Below are 25,633 nucleotides of genomic sequence, written 5' to 3' on the forward strand. Positions count from 1 at the left end.
CATTCCGCTACGGAGCATCCCATGGAATACCTGGAATTGATCAATTGTATGCGTTGCGGCATGTGTCTGCCGCACTGCCCGACCTATAAAGAAACTTTTCTGGAAACGGCGTCACCGCGCGGACGGGTTGCGCTAATCCGCAAAGTGGCAGAGGGAGGACTCGATATCAGCGAACGGCTGCTGACTTTTCTCTCACTCTGTCTCGACTGCCAGGCATGTGCGTCAGCTTGTCCCTGTGGAGTCAACGCGGGCGAACTGGTGGCCGATTTTACCTGTGAACGGCGGGAGGGGAGGGCGCTGACCATAATGGAAGAGCTTATCCTCAGACGACTCCTGCCACATCCGGATCGCCTGGAGGTGGCTATCGGACCGTTACGCGCCTACCAGCGGCTCGGACTACAGAAAATCGTCAGGAGGCTGGGTATTCTCAAGATGTTTCCCGAGAAGGTCGAGCGAATGGAGGGGCTCCTGCCGACGCTGCCGCGCCGACCGCTGCGTCAGCTCATCGATGAGATCACCCCTGCAGAGGGTAAAGAGCGGGGGACGGTCGGTTTCTTTCTCGGATGCGTGATGAGCCTTGTTTTTTCGCAGGCCAGCTACGCTACCATCCGCCTGCTTGCCGCACTCGGCTACCGGGTGATCACCCCCAAGGCCCAGAAATGTTGCGGCGCGCCCAACGTACTGGCAGGAGATCGTTCTGGGCTGCTGGAAGCGGCACGATTCAACAGTGAGCTCTTTAGCCGCTATGAAGTCGACTGTATAGTAACCGATTGCGGCGGCTGCGGCGCCGAACTCAAGAAATATCGTTCCCATCTGGCTGACAATCCGACAGCGGCGGCTTTTAGTGATAAAGTTCTCGATATTTCAGAACTGCTGGCCAGACACTGCGAGGACCTTCGCCCCAGACTGGGAGCCCTGCCGGTCAAAGTCACCTATCACGATGCGTGTCACATTGCCCATGGGCAGGGTATTCGCCAGGAACCCCGCAAGCTCCTTGCGCTGATCCCAGGGCTTGAATTCCGGGAGTTATCGGAAGCCGATGCCTGTTGCGGTAGCGCGGGAACATACAATATCACCAGGCCGGCAATGGCTGACCGGGTGCTCCAGCGAAAACTCGACAACATCAAGGCCACCAGTGCGGCAGTACTTGTCACGTCAAATCCCGGCTGCCTGCTCCAATTGCGCAAAGGCTTAGCCGATGACAACGTACCATTGCGCGTCAGCCATCTTACCGAATTACTATATGAAAGTCTTCGCCGGGGGTTACCATAACAGCCGGTGGATTATTCATATTGCCTTCACGAGACAGATAGTGTATTCATAGCCCTCACATGATTAACTTCTCATCTGGACCGGGTATGAATTTCAAACCAATCAAGCCAAAAAAAATCTCATCACAGATTGCCGACCAGATTCGCTCCTCGATCCTGGCCGGCGAATTCGCCCCAGGCCAAAAGCTTCCCCCCGAGCGAGAGCTGGCCGAACTGTTCGGCGTGTCACGTCCGTCGGTGCGGGAAGCACTCAACATGCTGGCGGCAGCCGGCTTCGTAGAGTCGTATCAGGGGGGAGGGACCATCGTCAAGTCGCTCGTCGAGTCCTCGTCGGGCACGCCTCTTTCTGAGCTTATCCGGGTGGAGCGCGAACGAGCTCTCGACGTTATCGAGGTCAGGAAAGGAATGGAGGCATGGACTGCCTTCTATGCCGCGCAACGGGCACTCCCCGAGGATATCCGTAAGCTTGCGGCGATTGTCGACGGGATGGCCCAAAACCTCACGGGTCTGAAATCTTCTGAAGACCTGGATGCCAACTTCCACATCGTCGTCGCCCGCGCCACCCACAACGTTGTCTGGTTCCATCTGATGCAAACGATCTTCGATGCAATGAAGGAGTTTCAAAGGGGGGTATGGCGAGCTGTCTACCTGACCGACGAGGACCATCGCACGCTCTATGGTCACCACAAGGCTATCTTCGAAGCGATTCGGGATCGTGACCCCGCTGCCTCCCGTGAAGCGATGCTGACCCACCTCACGTTTGCCGAAGCCAAAAGCAATACGTACGTCAACCAAGCCCGGCAAAGCGCCTAGCTGCTCAATCAAGCAACTCCGGCAAGACAGCCGACCATCCCAAGACTGACACATACATACTTACCTATTTATACGCCACTCATTGTTTTCCTCACCAACAAAGCAAAAAAGCCCTTTCCGGAAGGAAAGGGCTTTTTAAATTATTTGGTGCCGAAGGCGAGACTCGAACTCGCACGAGCTATTGCCCGCCACCCCCTCAAGATGGTGTGTCTACCAATTCCACCACTTCGGCAAGGAAGAACTTTCTATCATTTTGCCCCGCCAATGTCAATACTTTTATTTGGCAGGAGCGGCAGGAGCGGGTGCTCCCTGTACAGGGGTCGACTGAACGGGCGGGGCCATCGGACGGGGCTGGGTCGGTTGAGCCGGCGCAGCCGGTTTGGCGGGTACTTTCGAGGACATGATCGAGGAGGTCCCCGGTTGTCCGGAGAGATAAGCCAGGACAAGAGAGGTCAGCATAAAGATAGTTGCCGCCCCCGTCGTTAGCTTACTGAGAAACGTGGTCCCACCAGTGGCACCAAATACCGACTGGCTGCCGCCAGCACCGAAGGACGCTCCCATTTCCGCCCCCTTGCCCGACTGCAGCAGCACGATGGCAATCAAGGCAACGGAAACGATGATATGAAGGATGGTAAGCAAGATAGTCATAATCGGTTAACTCCACACTATTAATAACTTGTGAAAGCTATCACATCACCCCTAAAAAGCCAAGGGCAAAATTAGATGTCATAATTGGCAATGGCAGCAAAAGAATCCGCCTGCAGACTGGCACCACCGACCAAAGCCCCGTCGATGTCTTTCTGAGCCATCAGTCCTTTGATGTTTTCCGGCTTGACACTCCCGCCATAAAGGATACGCACCATATCGGCTGGACCGTTGCCGAAAAGCCCGGCAATTTCCGAGCGAATGAATGCATGGGCCTCCTGGGCCTGCTCGTTGCTGGCCGTCTTGCCGGTCCCGATCGCCCAGACCGGTTCATACGCAATGATGATTTTCTCAAGCTCGGTCGTCGTCAAGCCGGCAGTCCCACCGCTAAGCTGGGTCCGCAAAACCTCGAAGGTCCGGCCGGCTTCACGTTCGGCGAGCGTCTCCCCGATACAGAAGAGAACCACCAGACCAGCGGCAACGGCTGCCTTGATTTTGCAGTTTACCGCCTGGTCCGTTTCGCCGAAATACTGCCGACGTTCGGAATGTCCCACGATCACGTGACTGCAGCCGACATCGACCAGCATGCCGGGCGAAACTTCACCGGTAAAGGCGCCTTCTTCCTGCCAGTAACAATCCTGCGCCGCAAGATGGATAGCCGATCCCGAGAGTGCCTGCTTTGCCGCACTGAGTACAGTGAAAACGGGCGCGATAATGATATCGACTTGCCGATTATTCTTCACAAGCGGGACCAGCTTGTTGACGAGGTCCGCTGTCTCTGCGGTCTTCTTGAAGAGCTTCCAATTCCCAGCAATAACAGGCTTTCTCATGAATCCTCCCGATAAAAGGATAAATCGGTCGGACGGTCGGCCCCCTTCGCGGAGCCGACCGCCTTATCAATGGCCGTTTTCCTCAAGAACCTTGATGCCCGGCAACTTCTTCCCTTCAAGAAGCTCCAGGAATGCGCCACCGCCGGTGGAGATATAGCTGATTTTCGCATACTCCCCGGCACGGTGGACTGCGACATCCGTATCACCACCGCCGACAATGGTCAGGGCATAGGAGTTTGCCACAGCCGCCACCATGGCGAACGTGCCGCGGGAAAAGGCGTCCATTTCGAAAACCCCCATCGGGCCGTTCCAGATGATGGTCTTGGCATTCTGCAGCGCTTCAGTAAAGAGAGTTACCGTAGCCGGACCGATATCCAACGCCATCCACTCATCAGGGATTTCCTGAATTGTCGTGACTTTGGTTTCCGCCTCCGGGTTGAAGCGGTCGGCAGCAACACAATCGATCGGCAGGTAAAACTTGATCCCTTTTTCCCGGGCTTTGTTGTATGTTGACAAAGCCGTATCGAGGAGGTGTTCCTCAACAAGGGATTTCCCCACGTTATAGCCGAGCGCCTTGAGAAAGGTAAACGCCATCCCACCACCGATAATGATCTTGTCGACCTTATTGACGAGACTTTCCAAGACTTCCAGCTTTCCGGAAACCTTAGCCCCGCCGAGAATCGCCACCAGCGGACGAATCGGCTTCTCCATTGCCTTTTCGAAATAATTCATTTCGTTTTTCATCAGAAAACCGGCGGCAACAATCGGCAGATACTGGGCGATAGCCTCTACCGAGGCATGAGCCCGGTGGGACACGGCAAAGGCGTCATTGACATAAATATCGCAGCCATTGGCAAGTGCTTTCGCAAAATCAGCGTCGTTCTTTTCTTCCCCTTCATAGAACCGGACGTTTTCAAGCATGATGATATCGCCAGGTTTCATGGCATTGATCATCTGCTGGACTTCGTCGCCGATGCAATCGGGGGCCAGGAGAACCTCCTTGCCGAGGAGACGGGACAGGCGCTTGGCCGCCGGAGCCATCGAGTATTTCGGCTTCCGTTCACCCTTCGGGCGCCCGAGATGGGACGCAAGTATCACTTTCGCATTGGCATCGAGGGCATAGTTGATAGTCGGCAGTACCGCCCGAATGCGGGTATCCTCAGTAATATTCTGGTGTTCGTCGAGGGGAACGTTGAAATCCACTCGCAAGAAAATCTTTTTCCCCGCAAGATCGCTTATTTCATCAATATAGCGAATAGCCATGATGACCTCCCTGGAATGACAATGTACCGATACGGAAAAACGGACAAAAAAAAGGGGGGGGGAAGAGATTCCCCCCCGGCGTGATTGGGTTTATTTGCCGACCAGCTTGATCAGATCGACAACGCGGTGCGAGAAGCCGGTTTCGTTATCATACCAAGACAGCACTTTGACCATATTGCCGTCGATCACCTTGGTGCTCAGTGCATCAACGATCGAAGAGAGGGGATTGCCGTTGAAGTCGATCGAAACCAGCGGCTCTTCGGAGAAGCCGAGAACACCTTTAAGAGCGCCCTTGGCGGCTTTCTTGAGCGCAGCATTCACCTTCTCGGCATCGGTTTTTTTGGCCACGGTAGCGACGAGATCGACAACCGAGACATTCGGGGTCGGCACGCGAATCGCCATACCGTCGAGTTTCCCCTTCAGAGCCGGCAGAACCAGCGAAACGGCCTTGGCAGCCCCAGTGGTGGTGGGAATCATCGACAGGGCGGCAGCCCTGGCCCGGCGGAGGTCCTTATGGGGAAGATCGAGAATCTGCTGGTCGTTGGTATAGGAATGAACGGTCGTGACAAGGCCCTTTTCAATCCCAAAGGCTTCATGCAGCACCTTGGCTACCGGGGCCAGACAGTTGGTGGTGCAGGAGGCGTTCGAAATGATATTGTGCTTCTTGGGATCATATTCGCCATGGTTGACCCCCATGACAATAGTAATATCCTCGTTGGTAGCTGGCGCGGAAATAATTACCTTTTTCGCCCCGGCCTTGAGGTGAAGCTCAGCCTTTTCCCGGGCGGTAAACAAACCGGTCGACTCGAGCACGATGTCGATCTTCTCTTTCTTCCAGGGGAGTTGCTCAGGGTTTCTCTCGGCAAGGATCTTGATTGCCTTGCCATTAACGATGATCTCGCCATTGCCGGCCTCAACCTTGCCAGGAAAAGCACCGTGTATCGAATCGTACTTCAGCAAGTGCGCCAAGGTCTTCGCGTCGGTGAGATCGTTAATGGCAACAAACTCAATCCCCTTTTCCTTCACCGCAGCACGCAGCACGGAACGGCCGATCCTGCCGAAACCATTGATTGCAACCCTTAGAGCCATTGAACCCCTCCTGTAAAGTGAGTATTAAGCTTCTCGAGCTTTTGTAAACCGCACAATAATATAAACTCATGATTCCATCGTCAACCTTTTTATCAGCGACGAGGCCACGGCACATAGCTCCGGCAGCGGTGTCTCCCCCCTGCGGATGAAATATATGGTGAGTATGCGCTTTGAGTTATGCTACTATGAGGAAAATCGCTTGCCCGTCTCGCCACTATCACATGAAAAATACTCTGGAAAACAGAATAATCTTCTTCGCCTTCATCATCCTCTTTCTGACGATCGCTGCCAACTCGGGGATGGATATCGCAGGTTTCAGAAGGGATTACATTCAGGCTCTCATACTGAGGTCGCAAAGCCTCGGCACTTCACTCCGCGGCAACATTGAAAAAGTTGTCGGCCTCGGCCTTGACATCCGCGATATCGAAGGGCTCACCGAACGGTGCCGGGAACTGGTTGAGTCGAGTCCGGAAATCGCCTATTGCGTTATCACTGACAGTGAAGGGAACATCCTCTTCCTCAACGACCCAAGTTTTCGAAGCCTGCGATTCGACATCATCAAAAAGGCTTATACGACCCGCCTCGACCAGAGTATCCACCTGATCGGCGAAAATGGCTCCTTCTATGACACCGTGACGCCTGTTCGCTCCTCCGACGGCAAACAAGTCGCCCTCGTTCATATCGGTTTTTCCGAAAGCGTAGTCTCGGAAAAGGTCAACCGGATTATTATCCGCTCGTTCTTCGTCTTGATCGTCTTCTTCCTGATCTCATTTTCACTGGTAGTGATCTTTATCAAAAAATTTATCGTCCAGCCGATCTTCGCACTGCTGGACGGCGTCAAGAAAATTTCGGAAGGCAATCTGGACTACCGGATCAAAGAACTCCCCGTTTATGAATTCAACGAATTGTCCAGAAACGTCAATGTCATGTCCGAGGCCCTGCGTAACCGTGAAGAGGAGATCCGGAGAAATTATCAGGAGCTGGAAAATATCCACAACGACCTGCACGCCTCCTATCTCAAGCTGGAGAACCTGAGTCTTGAGCTGGAAAAGTCGGAGGAGCTTTATAAATCGCTACTTGAAGACGCCAGCGATGCCATCGTTGTCATCGACGAAAATGAAATCGTCAAGATGATCAACAAGATGGCTGAAACGTTTTTCGGCCTCGACTCCGACGAAATTGTCGGAATATCGCTGGGGCGCATGCTGCAGGAAGTGAATGCCAAGAATGCCCCGATTGTCTACAACTTCTTCCAGGAAGCGGGAAAGGGAAAGCGAACCGCGGAAGAAATCAGGTTCAGCAGGGGAGAAGAGGAGCAGGTCGTCGGCCTGATCCATGCTAACATCGTTACCATCGGCACTGAAAAATTGATTCAGGCCATCATCCGCGACGTTACCCGCGAACGCGAAATCCTGTTCAATCTTGAGAAGAGTGCGACCGACCTGGCCCGGCTCAACAAAATGAAGGACTCGTTTCTTGGTATCGCTTCCCACGAATTGAAGACCCCCTTGACCGTAATCATGGGATATTCCGAACTGATCCTTTCCGACATGCAGGAGAAGATCGACAGCAACTTCCTCGACATGGTCCAGAATATCGCCAACGCCGCAGCCCGGCTCGACAACATCGTCAAAGACATGGTGGACATCTCGATGATCGACGAGAAGCGGCTCCAGCTCAAACTTGACGAAATCAGTGTCAACCGGCTGATCGAGGAGTCAATCAGCGAGCTCCGTTTCTTTATTTCCATGCGGAAACAACAGCTGATTCTGGAGTTCGACGAATCGATCCCGAGCATCAAAGGTGACAATCTCCGCCTGATGCAGCTGTTATCAAACGTGATCGGCAACGCGATTAAATTCACCCCGGATGGTGGCCGGATCATCATTTCGACCCGGGCCAAATACCTCCTCCGCTCGAAACAGACCTCCACGCCGGACATCTCGCTGCCGGTAGTCAATATCGGCAAGGAACAGCATCTCTATGTCGAAGTCACCATTGCCGACACCGGGATCGGTATCGACATCGACGATCAGCTCCGGATCTTCGACAAATTCTATGAGGTCGGCAACATCGAGGAACACAGCAGCGGCAAGGTTGCATTCAAATCCCGGGGGGCCGGGCTCGGCCTGTCGATAGCCAAAGGGATCGTGGAAATGCACGGCGGTGAAATCTGGGTGGAATCGCCCGGCTATAATCCCGACCAGTTCCCCGGCTCCACCTTCCACATTGTCCTGCCTCTCAATCCCATAACCGGCGATGGGACCATCGATTACCTGAATTTGCTCAAGTAGCCGCCCCATTCATTAACCAATCCTCCCATGATTAACCTTGAATCTCACCGGGCTTTCCTGTATAAAAACAAGGTTAATCTCTTGCCCATGCACCCCTGTGCCGAATGTGTTTTTTCCCCGGAGGAACTGTGAGGGTCTGCCAGCTCGCCAGCGGCAGCAAAGGTAATTCTTTGTTCGTTGAAACCGGCGAAAGCACGGTCCTCATCGACGCCGGGCTCTCCGCACGGGAAATTGAGCGACGGCTGGCTTTTCTCGGGAAAAGGCCACAGGACCTCGACGCACTGTTTGTCAGCCATGAACATACTGATCATATCCGTGGGGTGAGGGTTCTCAGCTGCCGGCACCGGATTCCGGTATTCGTCAGCTATCCAACGTGCCGTGAAGCTGGAACGGCCCTGCAGGGGGTACCGGTAACCGAATTCGAGTCGGGTTATTCGTTTGCCTTCAGGGATCTGCTCGTCGACCCGTTTCCTATCACCCACGATGCATGCGATCCCGTCGGATTCACGATCGAGAGCAGGGAAGGGAAGGTGGGGATAGCCACCGACCTCGGTACGGCGACGCGTCTGGTTGCCGATAAACTCAAGAGCTGCCGGATTCTGGTACTGGAATCGAATCACGACGAAGAAATGCTCCTGAATGGCCCCTATCCGTGGCACCTCAAGCAACGCATCAAATCCCGCCATGGGCATCTGTCCAACACGGACGCGGCAGCACTGCTGGCAGAACTGCTTCATTCAGGACTGGAAGGGCTGTTTCTGGCCCACCTTTCCGAAGTTAACAATGATCCGAGGCTTGCCAAGGCAGTTGCAGAAGACCTCCTGAACGGGCAGAATGTCTGTTCACCCTCCCTGGTCATCGGCGACCAGTACAGGGCAAGCGAAGTGATCGAATTGGTTCCGTAAGCAGTGGCGCCGAAACGTCGATATCGCCACCGCGCGACATATAACAATTACTCCAACAGAACGAGTTGCGGAAGGGAGAACAGTCAGTGATTGAGCGTTACAGCCGTCCCGAAATGACCCGGATATGGGAACCCGAAAACCGTTATCAGAAATGGCTCGACATCGAGATTTATGCCTGCGAGGCCCATGCCGAACTGGGCGCCGTCCCTCCCGAGGCGGTAGAGCGAATCAAGGCCAAAGCCCGGTTCGACGTCGCCCGGATCGACGAGATCGAGAAGACAGTCAAGCACGACGTCATAGCCTTTCTCACCTCCGTTGCCGACTACATTGGCGATGATTCCCGCTTCGTCCATCTTGGCCTCACTTCGTCCGACGTGCTCGACACATCCTTTGCCATGCTACTGGCCGAGGCGAGCGATATCCTGATTGACGATATCAAGCGGCTGATGGAAGTTATCAAGCGCCGCGCCTACGAACACAAAGACACCCCGATGATGGGACGCTCCCATGGAATCCACGCCGAACCGGTTACCTTCGGCATCAAAATGGCACTCTGGTACGACGAGATGCGCCGCAACCTTCGCCGGATGGAGGCTGCGCGGGAGACCATCGCCTACGGCAAGATTTCCGGTGCCGTCGGCACGTTTGCCAATATCGATCCGCGCGTCGAAGAGTATGTCTGCCGGCAGGCCGGGCTCAAGCCCGCACCCTGTTCGACACAGGTTATCCAGCGCGACCGGCACGCCGAATTTTTCGCCACACTGGCGATTATCGCCTCCTCTATCGAAAAATTCGCCGTGGAAATCCGCCACCTGCAACGGACCGAAGTTCTTGAAGCCGAGGAGTTCTTCAGCAAAGGGCAGAAGGGATCGTCGGCAATGCCGCACAAGCGGAACCCGGTGCTTTCGGAGAATCTCTCCGGGCTGGCCCGACTGATCCGCGGCTATGCGGTTTCCGCCATGGAAAACGTCCCCCTCTGGCACGAGCGGGACATTTCGCACTCGTCGGTGGAGCGGGTCATTGGTCCGGATGGCACCATTGTGCTCGACTTCATGCTTAACCGGGCCATCGGCCTGATCGACAATTTGGTCGTCTATCCGGAAAATATGATGCGAAACCTCAACCTGATGCGCGGCCTGATCTTCTCCCAGCGAGTCCTGCTGAAACTGGCCAATGCCGGTGCTTCGCGGGAAAAAGCCTACGCACTGGTGCAACGGAACGCCATGAAGGTCTGGGAAGAGGGGAAGGATTTTCAAACCGAGTTGCTCAATGACGCCGAAGTCTGCAGTTTCCTCCCCCAGGACGAAATTCGGGAAGCATTCGACCTCAACTACCACCTGAAACACGTCGACACGATCTTCACGAGGGTTTTCGGTGGCTAACATCATCAACTTCCTGAGCCTTGAGGCGTCGGACAATTTCCTGCTTTTCTGGCTCAAGGAAATCCTGATCGCGGTCGCTATTTTTGCGCTTTTCTGGGTCAGCTCGTTATTGATCAGGCTCTTCCTGACCAAGTGGGCGCCCCGTCTGACCTCTTTTACCAGCACCGATCTGGACGATCGCATCCTGCAGCGGATCACCCCGCCAGTCTGTCTGCTGGTGGTCCTGGCTGGGCTCTACTACGCGGTCAAATCGCTCCCCTTCCCGGAAAAGACCCACGTTGCCGCCGCCGGCACGGTTTTCATCCTCAATATCATCGTTCTGACCAATATTTCCTGGCGGGTCATCGACGAAGTCTTGTCATGGTATGGCAACCGGTTGGCCGAACGGCACGGCGTTGGTGTCGACCGACAGGTCATCCCGCCGCTGGAAAAACTGATCACCATATTCCTCATCGGCATTGCGCTGATGATCACCCTCAAGCACTTTAATTACGACATTCTCTCGGTGGTTACCGCCCTCGGCATCGGTTCTCTCGCCATTGGTATGGCGGCCAAGGATACCCTGGCAAACATGATCTCCGGGTTCACCCTGATGGTTGATCGGCCGTTCCGGATCGGAGACCGCATCAAACTTGCCTCGGGACAGTGGGGCGACGTCTCGGATATCGGCCTGCGCACCACCAAGATCAAGACCGTCGACAACACGGTGCTGATCATCCCGAACTCGGAACTGTGCAACACCACCCTGATCAATCTGGCATTCCCCGACCCGCGTGGCAAAGGGAGGGTCAACGTCGGCGTTGGCTATGAGAGCAACGTCGAGCAGGTAAAGAACATCCTTATTGAAGTAGCCCTTGCCGTTCCGGAAGTTTTGCCGGAACCGGCTCCCGATGCCTATTTCATCTCCTTCGGCGACAGCGCGCTGGATATGTCGCTCTTTTTCTGGGTCGAAGACTATACCCGGATTTTTGCCGTCACCGACATGATCAACGAGCAGATTATCAAGCGGTTCCGACAAGAAGGGATCAATATCCCCTATCCGATGCGGACAGTACTACTGGAAAAGGAACAGTAATGGCGAGACGAATTGAAGTAGCCCTCAAAGACGGCGTGCGGGATGCTCGCGGCGAACGGATCAAGGGAGAAGTCGAGCATTTTCTCCATCTTGCCGTGGCCGGGGTGAAAACTATCGACGTTTACACGGTGGACGCCCTGTTGGACGACAACGAACTGCGCAAGGCGGCGGCCGAGCCTTTTTGCGATCCGGTCATCCAGAACTGGAGCATCGACCGGCCCCAGGCCGCCGGATTCGATTTTCTCGTCGAAGTGGGCTTTCGCCCCGGAGTGACCGACAATATCGGCCGGACTGCCCGGGAGGCAATCGAATATATTACCGGCCGGCCGTTCCGGGATGGTGAAGGGGTCTATACATCTGTCCAGTATCTGCTGACCGGAAAGCTGACCCGTGAGGATGTTGAGCGGATTGCCCGCGATCTGCTCTGCAACACGCTCATTCAACGGTACCAGATCCTCGATGCCGGAGAATTCGCCGCCAAAGGCGGCGTACCTGTCACCGTTCCCAAGGTTACCGGCGAGACCCGGGGTCGGGTGCGGGAGATCAACCTGGAGATTTCCGACGAGGAACTGCTGCAAATCAGCAAAGAGGGGGTGCTGGCCCTCACTTTGGAAGAGATGAAAGTGATCCAGGCCCATTTCCGCGACCCGGCGGTCGTCGCCGCCCGGCAGCAGATCGGCCTGTCAAGCAAACCGACCGATGCCGAACTCGAAGCCATCGCCCAAACCTGGTCGGAACACTGCAAACACAAGATATTTTCCGGCAACGTCGAATATGTCGATGAGCAGGGTAATCGTGAACAGATCAAATCCCTCTTCAAGTCCTATATCCAGCGAACGACAGCGACGGTCCGCGAGCAGTTGGGGGGGCGGGACTTCTGCCTGTCGGTCTTCAAGGACAACGCCGGGGTGATTAAATTCAACGACGACTGGTCACTGGTCTTCAAGGTTGAAACCCACAACTCACCATCGGCCCTCGACCCGTACGGCGGAGCGCTCACCGGCATCGTCGGCGTCAACCGCGATCCGTTCGGTACCGGCAAGGGAGCCCAGCTCATCTTCAATACCGACGTGTTCTGCTTTGCCGATCCCTTCTACGCCAAGCCGCTCCCGACCAGGCTTCTCCATCCGCGCCGCATCTTCGAAGGAGTAGTGGAAGGGGTCGAGCACGGCGGCAATAAGAGCGGCATTCCGACGGTTAACGGCTCGATCGTTTTCGATGACCGCTTTGCCGGCAAGCCGCTGGTCTTCTGCGGTACTGCCGGGATCATGCCGGCGACGATCAACGGCGCCCCCTCCCACGAGAAGCATATCAACCCGGGGGACCTGATCGTCATGACCGGCGGTCGGATCGGCAAGGACGGCATCCATGGGGCCACCTTCTCTTCGGAAGAACTGAACGAGAATTCCCCAGTTACCGCCGTCCAGATCGGCGACCCGATCACCCAGAAGCGGATGACCGACTTCCTTCTCCGTGCTCGGGACCGCGGACTCTATAACTTCATCACTGATAACGGGGCAGGGGGACTCTCCTCGTCAGTGGGCGAAATGGCCACTGAGTGCGGCGGCTGCCGGATGGACCTGGCCCGGGCGCCGCTGAAATACCCCGGCCTCGATCCCTGGGAGATCCTCATTTCCGAGGCCCAGGAGCGGATGAGCCTGGCCGTGCCGCCGCAACACATCGATGAATTCCTGATCATGGCGAAGCGTTTCGGCGTCGAGGCAACGGTGCTCGGCGAATTCACCGACAGTGGCATTTTCCATATCGTCTACGACGAGCGGACCATTGCCTACCTGCCGATTGACTTCCTCCATGAAGGGCTACCGCCAATGGAACTGCGCGGGGTCTGGGAAGTTCGCCGGCACGCGGAACCGCAACCGGAGGTCAAGGCGGATTACACCGGCGAATTGAAATCGCTCCTCGGTTCGCTCAATATCTGCTCTAAAGAGTCGGTGGTCCGCCGTTACGACCACGAGGTGCAGGGGGGAAGCGTGGTCAAGCCGTTTACCGGCATCGCCAACGACGGCCCCTCCGACGCCGCCGTGGTCCGGCCGGTGCTCGACTCTTTCGAAGCAGTGGTGGTTGCCCATGGGATCTGTCCCCGCTACAGTGACATCGACACCTACCACATGACTGCCAACGCCATCGACGAAGGGTTGCGCAACTATGTCGCGGTCGGCGGCTCGCTGGAGCTGGTGGCCGGACTGGACAACTTCTGCTGGTGCGATCCGGTCAAATCGGACAAGACCCCCGATGGCGAATACAAGATGGCCCAGCTGGTCCGCTCCAACAAGGCGCTTTACGATTACTGCACCGCCTTCGGCATCCCGCTCATCTCCGGCAAGGATTCGATGAAAAATGATTTCTATGACGGCGCCGTGAAGATTTCCATTCCGCCGAGCCTGCTCTTCTCGGTGATCGGCAAGATCGAGGATGCGCGCAAGGCGGTCACCATGGATGCGAAACGCCCCGGGGACATCGTCTATCTGCTCGGCAAGACCGCCAACGAACTCGGCGGTTCCGAATACTACGCCCTGAAGGGCTTCATCGGTAACAAGGTCCCGCAGGTGCATGCCGCCAAGGCGCTCCAGCGCTATCGGGCTCTCCACCAAGCGATTACGGCCGGGGTGGTCGCCTCCTGCCATGATCTCTCCGACGGCGGTCTGGCGGTGGCTGCGGCAGAAAAGGCCTTTGCGGGAGGGTACGGGATTTCCCTCGACCTTACCAGGGTTCTCAAGGCGGGCAACCCGGCGGAGATGACCGACGAGGTCCTGCTGTTCGCCGAATCTGCTTCCCGCCATCTGGTGACGGTACATCCGGAGCAGCGCGAAGCATTCGAGGCGATCATGAGCGGCAACTGCTTCGCATCGGTCGGAGTGGTGACCGCCGAGCCGGCGCTCAGCGTTACCGGTCTCGGCGGCGAAGTCGTTCTCAAAGGGAGCATCGACGAATTCAAGGAAGCGTGGCAGAGCCCGCTGAGGGAGTTGTAGCATATGAAACAGGCTCGAGCGATTGTCATTACCGGCAACGGCACCAACTGCGAGCGGGAGGCGGCGCACGCCTGCCGGCTCGGCGGTTTCGACGAAGCCGTCATCGCCCATATCTCCGACCTGTTGACCGGGAATATCCGGCTCGACGATTTTCACTTTCTCAACTTGACGGGCGGCTTCCTCGACGGTGACGACCTGGGAAGCGCCAAGGCCCAGGCCAACCGGCTGAAGTACGCGAGAATCGAGGGGGCGACCGAACATCTCATCGACCAGCTCAGCCGGTTCATCGCCGACGGCAAGCTGATTCTCGGCGTCTGCAACGGTTTCCAGCTGATGGTCAAGATGGGGCTGTTGCCGGCGCTCGATGAATCGTACCTCGAACAGTCGGTTACGCTGACGTTCAACGATTGCGGTCGATTTCAGGATCGCTGGGTCTATCTCAAGGTCGATCCGGCCTCGCCATCGCTGTTCACCAAAGGGGTAGAGAAAGGTCTTTATCTGCCGATCCGCCACGGCGAAGGAAAGCTACTCGCCGATTCACCGGCAACGCTGGCAGCCATCGAAGAACGGCACCTGGCGGTATTCAAATACGCCACCGCCGACTACGCCGCCGCGAGCATGGAATTTCCCCTTAATCCCAACGGCTCGGTTCACGCCATCGCCGCCCTCTGCAACGATAACGGCCGGTTGATGGGAATGATGCCCCATCCCGAAGCGTTCGTTCACCGCACCAACCATCCGCGTTGGACCCGTGAAGAGTTGCCCGAAGAAGGGGATGGCCTGATCCTGTTCAAGAATGCCGCTACATACGTGAAAGAGAAGCTGCTGTAACCCCTCGATCGGCCGTTACCGCGGTCGCCAAACGCATGATCGGAGAGATGATGAAGTTTTACAGACCTACGGAAGAGTGCGGTATTTTCGGCATATTCGGCCACCCGGAAGCAGCCAATCTGACCTATCTCGGGCTCTATGCCCTCCAGCACCGCGGGCAGGAGAGCTGCGGCATCGTCTCCTCGGACGGGCGAAGCCTCTCCGCCCACAAGAGCATGGGGCTGGTGGCCGACGTCTTCGGTAACCAGGAGATCTTTCGCTCCCTGCCGGGGCCGGCGGCCATCGGCCATGTCCGGTACTCGACCACCGGTGATTCGGTCTACAAGAACGTTCAGCCGATCATGGTCGACTATTCACGCGGCTCCATTGCTGTCGCTCACAACGGCAACCTGGTCAATGCCCAGATCATCAAGGACGAATTGGAAGCCTGGGGATCGATCTTCCAGACCACCATGGATACGGAGATCATCATCCATCTGCTGGCCACCTCGAAACAGAATTCGCTGGAGGACCGGATTGTCGACGCATTGAGCCGGGTCAAGGGGGCCTACTGTCTGTTGTTCCTGACCGAAACCCGTATGGTGGCGGCCCGCGATCCCCATGGCTTCCGGCCGCTCTGCCTCGGCAAGCTCGGCGACAGCTGGGTCGTCGCCTCGGAAAGCTGTGCTCTCGATCTGATCGAAGCCGAATTCATCCGCGAGATCGAACCAGGCGAGATCGTCGTGATCGACAAGAATGGCCTGACATCCCTCTCGCCGCTGAAAAAAGTTGAACCCGCCCCCTGCATTTTCGAATTCGTTTACTTTGCCCGGCCCGACTCATACATTTTCGGCCAGAACGTCTATGAAGTCCGCAAGGAGTTCGGCCGGCAGCTGGCACGGGAACATCACGTCGAGGCCGACATCGTGATCCCGGTGCCCGATTCAGGGGTCCCCGCCGCCCTCGGCTATGCCCAGGAAGCCGGGCTCCCCTTCGAACTGGGGCTGATCCGCAACCATTACGTCGGCCGGACCTTCATTGAGCCGCAGCAGTCGATCCGTCACTTCGGGGTCAAGATCAAGCTCAATCCGGTACGGGACATCCTGAAAGACAAGCGGGTGGTCGTCATCGACGACTCGATCGTCCGTGGCACCACGTCGCGCAAGATCGTCAAGATGGTCCGCAACGCCGGAGCGAAGGAAGTGCACGTCCGCATCTCTTCGCCACCGACCAGTTATCCATGCTATTACGGCATCGACACCCCCACCCGCAAAGAGCTGATCTCATCCTCCCATACCATTGAGGAAATTCGCAAATACATCACCGCCGACTCCCTCGGTTATCTCTCGGAAGAGGGACTGCTGCAATCCGTCGGTACAGGGAGCACCCCTTACTGCAAGGCGTGCTTCTCCGGCAGTTACCCGATCAAATTTCCCAAGCTGGCGGCAGCGCCCCAGCTCGACCTTTTTTGACAAGGAGCACCACAAACAATGACCGACAAACAGCGCCTGAAACAGATCATTCTGGATCTCTCCTACGAAAAGCGGAAAGTAACCCTGGCCTCGGGCCGGGAGAGCGATTTCTACTTCGACGGCAAGCAGACCACCCTCCATCCCGAGGGGGGGTATCTGACCGGCAAGCTCTTTTTCGAAGCGATCAAGGATGTGGAAAACGTCGAAGGGGTAGGGGGGTTGACGCTCGGCGCCGACCCGATTGCCACGGCGACTTCCGTCGTCAGTTTCCTCGAAAAGCAGCCGATCCCCGCCTTCATCATCCGCAAGGAGCCGAAAGGGCACGGGACCGGGGCCTGGCTTGAGGGGCGGAAGAACCTGAAACCAGGTTCACGGGTGGTGATCGTCGAAGACGTGGTAACGACCGGCGGCTCATCGATCAAGGCGGTCCGGCGGGCCGAGGAAGAAGGGCTCAAAGTTCTCGGCATCGTCACTCTTGTCGACCGCGAAGAAGGGGGTCGGGAGAATATCGAGCAGGAAGGATACTGGCTGAAAGCAATCTTCACCAAAGCGGAAATCGTCGGCTGAACAACGGCTGTTCCCAGCCGATTATCCAGTCCAGACGGCAAACCATGGAAAGGCGATGAGCAACTCTTCGCCTTTCTTTTATTTCCCATGAACGAACTATTTCAACAATACCGGGCGCTGCTGGCCCGTGTGGACACCTGGTTCAGCCGTTCGGCAGCGACTGTCGGCAGCAGCGTCCACTGTACAGCCGGTTGTTCCGACTGCTGCCGGGGACTTTTCGACATCACCCTGCTCGACGCGGCCTATCTGAATTACGGTTTCCGAACTACCGTTGCCAAGCCGCTCCGGGAGAAGGTCCTAGCCCGCTGTCGCCGGCGGCTCCGGCAGCTCAGGTCGCGGTGGCCCGAATTCGGGCGACCTTTTGTCCTCAACTACCGGCCGGAAAATGACTGGGAGCAGCTGATGCCGGACGATGACGAATCCCCGTGCGTGCTGCTTGGCGACGATGGCAGATGCCTGGTTTACGATCACCGCCCGCTCACCTGCCGGCTCCATGGGCTACCGCTCATTGCCCTGACGGGAGAAGTACTGCATGACGAGTGGTGCACGCTCAACTTCGTCGGGCAGAACCCGCTGGCGATGCCGCAACTCAGGGAAGACTTTCCTGCATTCTTTTATGAAGAGGGCCGCCTTGGGCGTAGCTTTTCCGCCCAATTGACCGGCACCACATTCGACGAACTCGACACTTTCATCCCGACAGCCCTGCTCATCGATTTTGTGCGCTTCGACTGGCGCACGTGGCGGGAGACCTACCGAGCATATCATGAATGAAGCCACTGAACGGCATGACAACGAAATTCGGCACGGGGTCTTGCTGGGGATTCTCGCCTATACGGTATGGGGATTCTTTCCGGCCTATTTCAAGATGCTTACCGGCATTCCGCCGCTGGAGGTGGTCTGCCACCGGATCGTCTGGTCGCTGGTTTTCCTGGTGGTGATCGTCAGCGGTCGCCGGCGCTGGCACGAGGTCCGGCAGGCGTTTTCCTCCCGCAAAACTGTCCTGACCCTCACCGGCACGACTATTCTGATCGCCACCAACTGGCTGGTGTTCATCTTCGCCGTCGAACGCGGTGAAGTGCTCCAGTCGAGCCTCGGTTATTTCATCACACCGCTGGTGAGCGTCCTGCTCGGCTACCTGTTTCTGCATGAACGACTCCGCCCCCTACAGCTGGTGAGCCTCATGTTTGCCGCTATTGGCGTTCTCGCCGCGGCAATTCATTACGGCGGACTCCCCTGGATCGCCCTGATCCTGGCGTTTACCTTCGGGCTCTACGGTTTGTTGCGCAAAACCGCGGCCGTCACGGCGATCACCGGTCTGACGGTGGAAACGATTCTCGCCGGACTGCCGGCACTCCTTTATCTTCTGTCGACCAGTGCCGCCGGAACAGGGGCGTTTCTCACCGGCTCGACCACCCGCAACCTGCTGCTGCCGCTTTCCGGCGTTGTTACCGCCATCCCCCTCATCTGGTTCGCGGCCGCCGCCCGCCGGCTTCGACTTGCCACCATCGGTTTCCTGCAGTACATCACCCCCAGCCTGCATTTTCTTCTGGCGGTACTGGCCTATGGCGAGGAGTTTTCGTCGACTAACGTCCTCAGTTTTCTGGCCATCTGGTGCGGTCTTGCCCTCTTTTCCTACGACGCTGTTCGTAGAAGCCGCTGATTCGGCACCGCTTTCCGTAGTCGGCTGTTCACCTGGATACAAGGAAGATTCTGGTATAATGGTATCAAGGTCGGCAGCTTTCGTGAACGGAGGTGCCATAATGAAAAACATCTGGGAAGAGCGGGAAAAGGTGCTGGAAAACGAATTCATCCATCGGCGGGAGCGGGAACTGATCGAAAAGATGAAAAGCACCGACCGGCAACGGCTTGTGCGGGAAATATGCCGCGACCATTGTCCCAAGTGCGGCGAAATGATTCAGGCGATAACCTTCCGTGGCGTTCCTCTCGACAAATGCCCTCATTGCGGCGGGATCTGGCTAGGGCCGAACGATCTGAAAATCCTTGCCGCCAAGGATCATCGCAGCTGGTTCGAAAAATGGTTCAAGGCAGAGAATGAGTCGGATAACGTGGCATAGGATAGTGGAGAAGGCGAGGGGGCTTTGCGCTGCAGCGGAAAAGGCCCCGGCAAATCATGGCAAACGAAAACAGCCGGCGCGCTTTGAGCAACGCCGGCTGTTTTCGTTATTTCCGGTGGCAAAGGCCGCACCTGGTTGGCCCAGTGCCGCGAATCTCGTGACATCCCTTGCACGTCTTGTGGGCGTATTCCTTGCCGAAGTTGGCGATCTTGCCGGGCGCCTTGTTGTGGCAGTTTCGGCAATCGGTCAGCATCTCGGTATGCCTTTTGTGATTGAAGATGACGTTGCCGTTCTTGGCGGGAAAGACGATCATGTCGGCCGCTCCGGCAAAGGAGGCCCAGCTCACCACGGCGAGCAGAATGGAAAAGAATCGAATCATGGTGGCTCCCTTTTCCTTGTGTTCTGCGAAAGTGGTCCGCTGCCCGAAACGGGCAAACGGGATCAGCGGGAAGAATCAGGCGCGGGAAGGATCTCGACACGTCTTCCCGAGATGTTGAGCCGCCTTTCGGCAAAAAGCTTGACGGCTTCCGGATAGATGCGATGCTCCTCAACCTGGATCCGTTTTGACAGGGACTCCTCGGAATCCTCGGCAAATACCGGCACCGGCGCCTGGATAATGATTGGCCCGGTATCGGTTCCCTCATCAACGAAATGTACCGTACAGCCGGAAACTTTAACGCCGTAGTCGAGCGCCTGCCGCTGGGCGTAAAGGCCCGGGAAAGCAGGCAGCAGCGCGGGGTGGATATTCATGACGGCAGCGGAGAAGGCGGCCAGGAGAACGGGGGTGATAATCCGCATGAAACCGGCCAGGACCACGAGTTCGACGCCATAATCGCGGAGGATGCCGACCAGCGCCTCGTCATAGGCTTCGCGGCCGGCATAGGACTTATGATCGAGGACAACAGCGGGGATGCCGTGGCGCCGGGCGCGTTCCAGGGCAAAAGCATCCGCCTTGTTGCTGATGACACAGACGACCGCTCCCCGCAGATAGCCATCTTCGATCCGATCGATGATGGCCTGCAGATTCGAGCCATTGCCTGATACGAGTACGCCGATTTTCAGTAAGTCAGCCATGGCGATTCCAGTTTCGGTGCATTTCGCGACGTCAGACCAGCTCAACGGATTCGGAACCGACCTCACACTTGGCAATTTCGCCGATGATGAATGCCTCTTCGTGAAGGCCGGACAGCCTGATCAGGATTTCATCCGCCTCTTTTTCCGGAACGGCCAGGACCATGCCAATGCCGCAATTGAATGTCCGGTACATTTCGGTATCAGCGATGGCGCCCGCCTCCTGAAGGGTGCGGAAAACCGGGGGCACCGTCCAGCTGTCGCGCCTGATAACCGCCTTGCACCCTTTGGGCAGGATACGCGGGACGTTTTCCAACAGCCCGCCGCCGGTAATATGGGCAATGCCGTTGACCCGGAAATCCCGCAGCAGATTCAGGACGGTTCGCACATAAATCTTGGTGGGGACAAGCAGTTCCTCCGCCACGGTCCGGCCGGTGCCGGGGAGTTGGTCATCAATGCCCAGGCCCATCGCATCGAAAATGATCTTCCGCGCCAGCGAATAGCCGTTGCTGTGCAGCCCGCTGGAGGCGATACCGATCAGCGTGTTGCCGACCGTGATCGACGAACCGTCGATAATGGCATCCCGCTCGACGACGCCGACCGTGAAGCCGGCCAGATCGTATTTCCCCGGCTCGTAAAAACCCGGCATTTCGGCGGTTTCGCCGCCGATCAGGGCACAACCGGCCTGGATGCACCCTTCGGAGATCCCTTTGACGATGGCCGCCCCTTGCTCCGGCTCAAGTTTGCCGGTCGCAAAATAGTCGAGGAAGAACAGCGGCTCCGCCCCCTGAACGACGATATCGTTGACGCACATGGCGACCAGGTCGATCCCGATGGTATCGTGGCGATTCGCCAGCATCGCAACCTTCAGCTTGGTGCCCACACCATCGGTCCCGGAGACGAGGACCGGATTCTTGTATTTGTTGGTATTCAGGGAAAAAAGCCCGCCGAAGCCCCCGATATCGGAAATGACCTCGGGACGCGAAGTCGCCTTGACAAACGGCTTGATCATCCGGACAAACGTATTGCCGGCATCGATATCGACACCGGCATCTTTATAGGTAATTCCTTTTTCGCTCAAAGCCAGTCCTCCCGTGAATGAGGGAAAAAATTTAAACTATACGCCGGTAAAAGTCAAACCGAATCTGGGCGGCGCAATGGCCGAAAAAACAGTTTACAACGGGAATTCCATTGCATATCATGCGGCAGGAAATGGGTGCATATACTCGCGTCAGTATCTCCCCGATGAGCTACCAGGATCTCGACGAGGTCATTGCCATCGAAGCGGAGTCGTTCTCCCGTCCCTGGAACAGGGATCATTTCGCCGCCGAACTGCAATCCCCCCATTCGTTCCCTCTCGCTGCCCGTAACGCCGATGGCCGGATCGCCGGTTACATCTGTCCGATGCTGGTACATGACGAAGGGGAAATCCTCGATGTTGCCGTCGCCCCCGGCTATCGTGGTCAGGGGATTGGCCGGCAGTTGCTGCAGCGGGCGCTGGGCGACCTGCGACAGCGGGGTGCGGCGGTGGTAATGCTCGAAGTACGGATTTCCAATATGCCGGCCATCGAGTTGTATCGGCGAGCAGGTTTCAGTGAATCGGGCAGCCGCAAACGCTACTATGAAAATGGCGAAGATGCGCTCCTTATGACCTACCACTTCGAATAAAGCGAGGAACATGTCGATGCAGTTTAAAGCGATGATCATCTCCAATCGGGAGGTTTCACCGGGCTACTTCAGGATGCGAATGACCGCCCCCCCCGAAATGAAGGATGCCCGTCCCGGCCAGTTCGTCATGGTGCGGGTCCGGAATGCGATCGATCCGCTGTTGCGCCGGCCTTTCGGCATCTTCGACATCGGCATCAACGAAGCGGAGTATCCGGGGCAGGGGCCGCAGGTCTACCTGGAGATTCTTTACAAAGTGGTCGGGAAGGGGACGGAGACCCTTTCGACCTATCACCATGGCGACCATCTCGACATCCTCGCCCCGCTCGGTACCGGCTTTGCCGCGGACACCCCCGACGAAGAGAAAATTCTCGTCGGCGGCGGGATCGGCCTGGCACCCCTCTACTACCTGGCACGAAAGCTGGTCGACAAGCACCGCGTCCGGTTGTTCATCGGTGGGAGGAACCGTGATGATATCCTCTGCGTCACCGAGTTCGAACGGCTTGGCGTCGAGACCTACGTTGCCACCGACGACGGCACTCTCGGCGATCGGGGCTTCGTCACGGAAGTCATGGAGCGGCACCTGCTGGCCGAACAACGGGCCAAGACCATCTTCGCCTGTGGGCCGATGCCGATGCTCAAGGCGGTGGCGGAAATCTCCCGCCGCACCGGCACGCCATGCCAGGTCTCGCTGGAGGCGTACATGGCCTGCGGAATGGGCGCCTGCCTCGGTTGCGTCGTCAAAGGGAAGGAGCATGCCGAGGACTCGCCCGATTACCGCTGCGTCTGCAAGGATGGCCCAGTCTTCGATTTTTCCCAGCTGTTGTGGATATAGACCAGCCCCTGTTGAGCGACAGATTCATTCAAGGAGCACACATGCGGAAACCCGATCTCTCCGTTGAAATAGCCGGCATCACCCTGCGCAACCCGATCATGACCGCCTCGGGGACCTTTGGCTACGGCGAAGAGTTTGCCGAGTACGTCGATCTGGAAAAGATCGGCGCCATGATCACCAAAGGGCTGTCTCTCAAACCAAAGGCAGGGAATCCGACCCCGCGGATTGTTGAAACCACCGGCGGGATGCTCAATGCCATCGGCCTGCAAAACGTCGGCATCGACGCTTTTATCGAGAAGAAGCTACCGTTCCTCCGAACCGTCGCGACGCCGGTGATCGTCAATTTTTTCGGCAATACCCTGGAAGAGTACGCCGAGCTGGCAGAGCGGCTCGACAAGCTTCCCGAAGTGGCCGCCCTTGAAATCAACATCTCCTGTCCGAACGTCAAGCACGGCGGGATCGTCTTCGGGACCGAACCGAAGGCTGCCTATTCGGTGGTGAAAGCAGTGCGCGATGCCACCATCAAACCGGTGATCGTCAAGCTGTCGCCGAACGTCACCGATATCGTCGAAATGGCGTGGGCCTGCGCCGACGCCGAGGCGGACGCCCTGTCGCTGATCAACACCCTCACCGGAATGGCCATTGATCTGGCGAGCCGCCGGCCGGTGCTCGCCAATGTTACGGGGGGACTTTCGGGGCCGGCGGTCAAGCCGGTGGCCCTGCGGATGGTCTGGCAGGTGGCCAGGGCAGTGAAAATTCCAGTGATCGGCATCGGCGGCATCATGACCGGGACCGACGCCCTGGAATTCATGCTGGCAGGAGCAACGGCAGTCCAGGTGGGAACGGCCAATTTCCTCAATCCGTCGGCTGCCCAGCGGATCGCCGAGGAGATGGAACAGTACCTGATCAACCACGGGATTGACGACGTCAAGGAGTTGATCGGCGCACTCCAAGTCTGAGATCGACTGGAATAACTGGCGATAGGAAAGGCGGGAGAGCGATCCCCGCCTTTCTCAGTTTGCACACGAGGTAACGGTTCGATGGAATTATGGCAACGACAGCTTGGCGTCTGCATAACCTCTCCGGAGGAGATCGGGGCCCGTTTCGGTATTGACGCGGCACCGCTCATCCCCGTTGCCCGGCGGTATCCGCTCCAAATCACCACCCACTACCTGAGCCTGATCGAGCAGCCGGGCGACCCCCTCTGGCGGCAATGCATCCCCGATCCGCGTGAACTGATGGACGATCAGCAGCCGGATCCGCTCAACGAAGAGGAACTGAGCCCCGTGCCGGGACTGATCCACCGTTATCCGGACCGGGTAGTCTGGCTGGTTTCGAACCACTGTGCGATGTATTGCCGTTTCTGCATGCGGAAGCGCCAGGTTGGCTGCCCGACGCAGGGAGGTGGAGGCAGCGGCGCCATCGACGATGCTATCCATTACATCGCCCAAACCGGGGCAATTCGCGATGTGATCCTCTCCGGCGGCGATCCGCTGCTGCTGGACGACGACGTATTGGGCGAGATTCTCGGCCGGCTCAAGGCAATCCCCCATGTCGAAATGATCAGAATCGGCACCCGGGTGCCGGTGACGCTGCCGGAGCGGGTCACCACCCGACTCTGCCGGTTGCTAAAGCGTTTTCACCCCCTTTACGTCAACACCCATTTCAACCACCCGCGGGAGATCGCCCCGCTCTCCGTCCGGGCGTGTGCCCGGCTGGCCGACGCCGGCATCCCTCTCGGCAACCAGACGGTTCTCCTCCGCGGGATCAACGACGATCCGGCCGTCATGAAGCTGCTCATGCAGCGGCTGCTGGCGATCAGGGTCCGCCCTTACTATATCCACCAGATGGATCTGGTGCAGGGGACTGGGCATTTCCGGACGCCGGTCGGCAAAGGACTGGAAATCATGGCTGCCTTGCGCGGCCATACCTCGGGACTGGCAACCCCTTACTACGTGATCGACTCACCGGGTGGAAAAGGGAAGGTGCCGCTGCTTCCCGACTGCGCCGAACGGCACGGCAGAATGTGGCTGCTGAGGAATTTCCGTGGCGAAAGCATCGAATACGCGGAGTGTGATCTTTCCTGACCGGGTCCAGCCGGCCAATGCACACATAACAGGGGAGGCGGCCGTTCAGGTGCCTCCTCTTTCTGTTTTGAAAAGGATCGCACCGATTATGACTAACGGCCTGCTTTACCGCTAAGCCGTTCCAGAATGGCAACGATTTCCTCGGGCGAGTCAGCAACGGTGACGCCGTCAAGTTCGGCGGCACTAGGCAGCTCTGGGGTCGTGCAAATGATCGGCATGGCCGCGCCGGCGGCACCGAGGAGTCCGGAAAGCCAGACCGTATCCGTCCACGAGTGTCCCGGACCGATCACCAGGGCGGAGAAGCTTTCCGCCGTATCGAGTCGTTTGACTACCCAGTCGGCCGCTTCGAATAGTGTCTGGACCACCGTTACCCGATAACCGGCAAGTTCGAGCACGAACCCGAGGCTTTTCCCCCAGCTCGCATCACCTGCGACCAACAACAGTTGCCGCGAAGCGTCTCCCTGTTTGAAACTCTTCCTCATGGCTCGTTCCTC

25 protein-coding genes and 1 tRNA gene are annotated in these 25,633 nt (G+C 57.4%); 17 read left to right on the forward strand and 9 right to left on the reverse strand.

Going from position 1 to position 25,633, the window contains the following annotated elements; genetic code table 11:
• The first annotated feature begins 21 nt into the window (after positions 1-21).
• Positions 22-1,272: a (Fe-S)-binding protein gene (locus tag QMN23_RS10800; RefSeq protein WP_281999316.1), complete on the forward strand. Its 1,251-nt coding sequence runs from the start codon at positions 22-24 to the stop codon at positions 1,270-1,272.
• An 86-nt stretch (positions 1,273-1,358) separates the two neighbouring features.
• Positions 1,359-2,084 (forward strand): FadR/GntR family transcriptional regulator, encoded by a 726-nt coding sequence (locus QMN23_RS10805; RefSeq protein ID WP_281999317.1) that lies wholly within the window; start codon positions 1,359-1,361, stop codon positions 2,082-2,084.
• 145 nt (positions 2,085-2,229) lie between these two features.
• Here QMN23_RS10805 and QMN23_RS10810 read toward each other — a convergent pair.
• From QMN23_RS10810 to gap, 5 genes are all read right to left on the reverse strand, one after another.
• Positions 2,230-2,316: transfer RNA gene (locus tag QMN23_RS10810), tRNA-Leu, on the reverse strand.
• A 44-nt stretch (positions 2,317-2,360) separates the two neighbouring features.
• Positions 2,361-2,732: a preprotein translocase subunit SecG gene (gene secG / locus QMN23_RS10815; protein WP_281999318.1), complete on the reverse strand. Its 372-nt coding sequence runs from the start codon at positions 2,730-2,732 to the stop codon at positions 2,361-2,363.
• A gap of 71 nt (positions 2,733-2,803) precedes the next feature.
• The gene (gene tpiA, locus QMN23_RS10820) at positions 2,804-3,559 is read right to left on the reverse strand and encodes a triose-phosphate isomerase (RefSeq protein ID WP_281999319.1); all 756 of its coding nucleotides are present in this window, start codon (positions 3,557-3,559) and stop codon (positions 2,804-2,806) included.
• Positions 3,560-3,625: 66 nt separating this feature from the next.
• Complete coding sequence (pgk, locus tag QMN23_RS10825; RefSeq protein WP_281999320.1) at positions 3,626-4,822, reverse strand: phosphoglycerate kinase; 1,197 nt, start codon at positions 4,820-4,822, stop codon at positions 3,626-3,628.
• Between the two features lie 90 nt (positions 4,823-4,912).
• A complete protein-coding gene (gene gap, locus QMN23_RS10830) occupies positions 4,913-5,911 on the reverse strand; it encodes a type I glyceraldehyde-3-phosphate dehydrogenase (RefSeq protein ID WP_281999321.1) in 999 nt (332 codons plus the stop codon).
• A 221-nt stretch (positions 5,912-6,132) separates the two neighbouring features.
• Between gap and QMN23_RS10835 the strand changes: the two genes are divergently transcribed.
• From QMN23_RS10835 to QMN23_RS10885, 11 genes are all read left to right on the forward strand, one after another.
• Positions 6,133-8,205 carry an ATP-binding protein gene (locus QMN23_RS10835; RefSeq protein WP_281999322.1) on the forward strand — a complete coding sequence of 691 codons (2,073 nt, stop codon included), beginning with the start codon at positions 6,133-6,135 and terminating at the stop codon, positions 8,203-8,205.
• Positions 8,206-8,333: 128 nt separating this feature from the next.
• On the forward strand, positions 8,334-9,110 hold the full coding sequence (locus QMN23_RS10840; protein WP_281999323.1) for an MBL fold metallo-hydrolase: 777 nt from the start codon (positions 8,334-8,336) through the stop codon (positions 9,108-9,110).
• An 86-nt stretch (positions 9,111-9,196) separates the two neighbouring features.
• Positions 9,197-10,492 carry an adenylosuccinate lyase gene (purB, locus tag QMN23_RS10845; RefSeq protein ID WP_281999324.1) on the forward strand — a complete coding sequence of 432 codons (1,296 nt, stop codon included), beginning with the start codon at positions 9,197-9,199 and terminating at the stop codon, positions 10,490-10,492.
• On the forward strand, positions 10,485-11,567 hold the full coding sequence (locus tag QMN23_RS10850; protein ID WP_281999325.1) for a mechanosensitive ion channel family protein: 1,083 nt from the start codon (positions 10,485-10,487) through the stop codon (positions 11,565-11,567). The genes purB and QMN23_RS10850 overlap by 8 nt, the downstream gene beginning before the upstream one ends.
• Entirely contained in the window at positions 11,567-14,557 is a 2,991-nt protein-coding gene (locus QMN23_RS10855) for a phosphoribosylformylglycinamidine synthase subunit PurS (RefSeq protein ID WP_281999326.1), read from the forward strand. The genes QMN23_RS10850 and QMN23_RS10855 overlap by 1 nt, the downstream gene beginning before the upstream one ends.
• 3 nt (positions 14,558-14,560) lie before the next feature.
• On the forward strand, positions 14,561-15,388 hold the full coding sequence (locus tag QMN23_RS10860; protein WP_281999327.1) for a phosphoribosylformylglycinamidine synthase subunit PurQ: 828 nt from the start codon (positions 14,561-14,563) through the stop codon (positions 15,386-15,388).
• A 50-nt stretch (positions 15,389-15,438) separates the two neighbouring features.
• Complete coding sequence (purF, locus tag QMN23_RS10865; RefSeq protein ID WP_282003865.1) at positions 15,439-16,839, forward strand: amidophosphoribosyltransferase; 1,401 nt, start codon at positions 15,439-15,441, stop codon at positions 16,837-16,839.
• 18 nt (positions 16,840-16,857) lie between these two features.
• Positions 16,858-17,406 carry an orotate phosphoribosyltransferase gene (pyrE, locus tag QMN23_RS10870; RefSeq protein WP_281999328.1) on the forward strand — a complete coding sequence of 183 codons (549 nt, stop codon included), beginning with the start codon at positions 16,858-16,860 and terminating at the stop codon, positions 17,404-17,406.
• Between the two features lie 87 nt (positions 17,407-17,493).
• Positions 17,494-18,177 carry a YkgJ family cysteine cluster protein gene (locus QMN23_RS10875; RefSeq protein ID WP_281999329.1) on the forward strand — a complete coding sequence of 228 codons (684 nt, stop codon included), beginning with the start codon at positions 17,494-17,496 and terminating at the stop codon, positions 18,175-18,177.
• Positions 18,170-19,066 (forward strand): EamA family transporter RarD, encoded by an 897-nt coding sequence (gene rarD, locus QMN23_RS10880; RefSeq protein ID WP_281999330.1) that lies wholly within the window; start codon positions 18,170-18,172, stop codon positions 19,064-19,066. Before QMN23_RS10875 ends, rarD begins: the two co-directional genes overlap by 8 nt.
• A gap of 100 nt (positions 19,067-19,166) precedes the next feature.
• Entirely contained in the window at positions 19,167-19,481 is a 315-nt protein-coding gene (locus QMN23_RS10885) for a zf-TFIIB domain-containing protein (RefSeq protein ID WP_281999331.1), read from the forward strand.
• A gap of 106 nt (positions 19,482-19,587) precedes the next feature.
• Here QMN23_RS10885 and QMN23_RS10890 read toward each other — a convergent pair whose 3' ends face one another.
• From QMN23_RS10890 to purM, 3 genes are all read right to left on the reverse strand, one after another.
• Entirely contained in the window at positions 19,588-19,860 is a 273-nt protein-coding gene (locus QMN23_RS10890; RefSeq protein ID WP_281999332.1) for a cytochrome c7, read from the reverse strand.
• A 62-nt stretch (positions 19,861-19,922) separates the two neighbouring features.
• On the reverse strand, positions 19,923-20,555 hold the full coding sequence (gene purN, locus QMN23_RS10895) for a phosphoribosylglycinamide formyltransferase (protein ID WP_281999333.1): 633 nt from the start codon (positions 20,553-20,555) through the stop codon (positions 19,923-19,925).
• Positions 20,556-20,586: 31 nt separating this feature from the next.
• Positions 20,587-21,633 (reverse strand): phosphoribosylformylglycinamidine cyclo-ligase, encoded by a 1,047-nt coding sequence (purM, locus tag QMN23_RS10900; protein WP_281999334.1) that lies wholly within the window; start codon positions 21,631-21,633, stop codon positions 20,587-20,589.
• Positions 21,634-21,797: 164 nt separating this feature from the next.
• Between purM and rimI the strand changes: the two genes are divergently transcribed.
• The 4 genes from rimI to QMN23_RS10920 all read left to right on the forward strand — a co-directional run bounded on the left by rimI (position 21,798) and on the right by QMN23_RS10920 (position 25,139).
• Complete coding sequence (gene rimI, locus QMN23_RS10905; protein WP_281999335.1) at positions 21,798-22,220, forward strand: ribosomal protein S18-alanine N-acetyltransferase; 423 nt, start codon at positions 21,798-21,800, stop codon at positions 22,218-22,220.
• A gap of 16 nt (positions 22,221-22,236) precedes the next feature.
• On the forward strand, positions 22,237-23,052 hold the full coding sequence (locus QMN23_RS10910) for a dihydroorotate dehydrogenase electron transfer subunit (RefSeq protein WP_281999336.1): 816 nt from the start codon (positions 22,237-22,239) through the stop codon (positions 23,050-23,052).
• Positions 23,053-23,093: 41 nt separating this feature from the next.
• A complete protein-coding gene (locus tag QMN23_RS10915; protein ID WP_281999337.1) occupies positions 23,094-24,011 on the forward strand; it encodes a dihydroorotate dehydrogenase in 918 nt (305 codons plus the stop codon).
• 81 nt (positions 24,012-24,092) lie between these two features.
• Positions 24,093-25,139 (forward strand): KamA family radical SAM protein, encoded by a 1,047-nt coding sequence (locus QMN23_RS10920; RefSeq protein WP_281999338.1) that lies wholly within the window; start codon positions 24,093-24,095, stop codon positions 25,137-25,139.
• A 92-nt stretch (positions 25,140-25,231) separates the two neighbouring features.
• On the opposite strand, the gene QMN23_RS10925 is transcribed toward QMN23_RS10920, so the two are convergent.
• Complete coding sequence (locus tag QMN23_RS10925) at positions 25,232-25,621, reverse strand: response regulator (RefSeq protein ID WP_281999339.1); 390 nt, start codon at positions 25,619-25,621, stop codon at positions 25,232-25,234.
• Between the last annotated feature and the right edge of the window lie 12 nt (positions 25,622-25,633).

Origin of the sequence: Geotalea uraniireducens, assembly GCF_027943965.1 — a bacterium.
Classification (GTDB): domain Bacteria; phylum Desulfobacterota; class Desulfuromonadia; order Geobacterales; family Geobacteraceae; genus Geobacter; species Geobacter uraniireducens.

What these genes read in the sequence shown, in the direction of transcription:
- pgk (WP_281999320.1), bottom strand. Translation starts at nt 4,822, where the DNA reads ATGGCTATTCGCTATATTGATGAAATAAGCGATCTTGCGGGGAAAAAG.
- QMN23_RS10920 (WP_281999338.1), top strand. Translation starts at nt 24,093, where the DNA reads ATGGAATTATGGCAACGACAGCTTGGCGTCTGCATAACCTCTCCGGAG.
- gap (WP_281999321.1), bottom strand. Translation starts at nt 5,911, where the DNA reads ATGGCTCTAAGGGTTGCAATCAATGGTTTCGGCAGGATCGGCCGTTCC.
- QMN23_RS10860 (WP_281999327.1), top strand. Translation starts at nt 14,561, where the DNA reads ATGAAACAGGCTCGAGCGATTGTCATTACCGGCAACGGCACCAACTGC.
- QMN23_RS10890 (WP_281999332.1), bottom strand. Translation starts at nt 19,860, where the DNA reads ATGATTCGATTCTTTTCCATTCTGCTCGCCGTGGTGAGCTGGGCCTCC.
- QMN23_RS10885 (WP_281999331.1), top strand. Translation starts at nt 19,167, where the DNA reads ATGAAAAACATCTGGGAAGAGCGGGAAAAGGTGCTGGAAAACGAATTC.
- QMN23_RS10855 (WP_281999326.1), top strand. Translation starts at nt 11,567, where the DNA reads ATGGCGAGACGAATTGAAGTAGCCCTCAAAGACGGCGTGCGGGATGCT.
- secG (WP_281999318.1), bottom strand. Translation starts at nt 2,732, where the DNA reads ATGACTATCTTGCTTACCATCCTTCATATCATCGTTTCCGTTGCCTTG.
- tpiA (WP_281999319.1), bottom strand. Translation starts at nt 3,559, where the DNA reads ATGAGAAAGCCTGTTATTGCTGGGAATTGGAAGCTCTTCAAGAAGACC.
- QMN23_RS10910 (WP_281999336.1), top strand. Translation starts at nt 22,237, where the DNA reads ATGCAGTTTAAAGCGATGATCATCTCCAATCGGGAGGTTTCACCGGGC.
- QMN23_RS10925 (WP_281999339.1), bottom strand. Translation starts at nt 25,621, where the DNA reads ATGAGGAAGAGTTTCAAACAGGGAGACGCTTCGCGGCAACTGTTGTTG.
- QMN23_RS10800 (WP_281999316.1), top strand. Translation starts at nt 22, where the DNA reads ATGGAATACCTGGAATTGATCAATTGTATGCGTTGCGGCATGTGTCTG.
- QMN23_RS10915 (WP_281999337.1), top strand. Translation starts at nt 23,094, where the DNA reads ATGCGGAAACCCGATCTCTCCGTTGAAATAGCCGGCATCACCCTGCGC.
- purF (WP_282003865.1), top strand. Translation starts at nt 15,439, where the DNA reads ATGAAGTTTTACAGACCTACGGAAGAGTGCGGTATTTTCGGCATATTC.
- purN (WP_281999333.1), bottom strand. Translation starts at nt 20,555, where the DNA reads ATGGCTGACTTACTGAAAATCGGCGTACTCGTATCAGGCAATGGCTCG.
- QMN23_RS10835 (WP_281999322.1), top strand. Translation starts at nt 6,133, where the DNA reads ATGAAAAATACTCTGGAAAACAGAATAATCTTCTTCGCCTTCATCATC.
- pyrE (WP_281999328.1), top strand. Translation starts at nt 16,858, where the DNA reads ATGACCGACAAACAGCGCCTGAAACAGATCATTCTGGATCTCTCCTAC.
- QMN23_RS10875 (WP_281999329.1), top strand. Translation starts at nt 17,494, where the DNA reads ATGAACGAACTATTTCAACAATACCGGGCGCTGCTGGCCCGTGTGGAC.
- QMN23_RS10805 (WP_281999317.1), top strand. Translation starts at nt 1,359, where the DNA reads ATGAATTTCAAACCAATCAAGCCAAAAAAAATCTCATCACAGATTGCC.
- rimI (WP_281999335.1), top strand. Translation starts at nt 21,798, where the DNA reads ATGAGCTACCAGGATCTCGACGAGGTCATTGCCATCGAAGCGGAGTCG.
- rarD (WP_281999330.1), top strand. Translation starts at nt 18,170, where the DNA reads ATGAATGAAGCCACTGAACGGCATGACAACGAAATTCGGCACGGGGTC.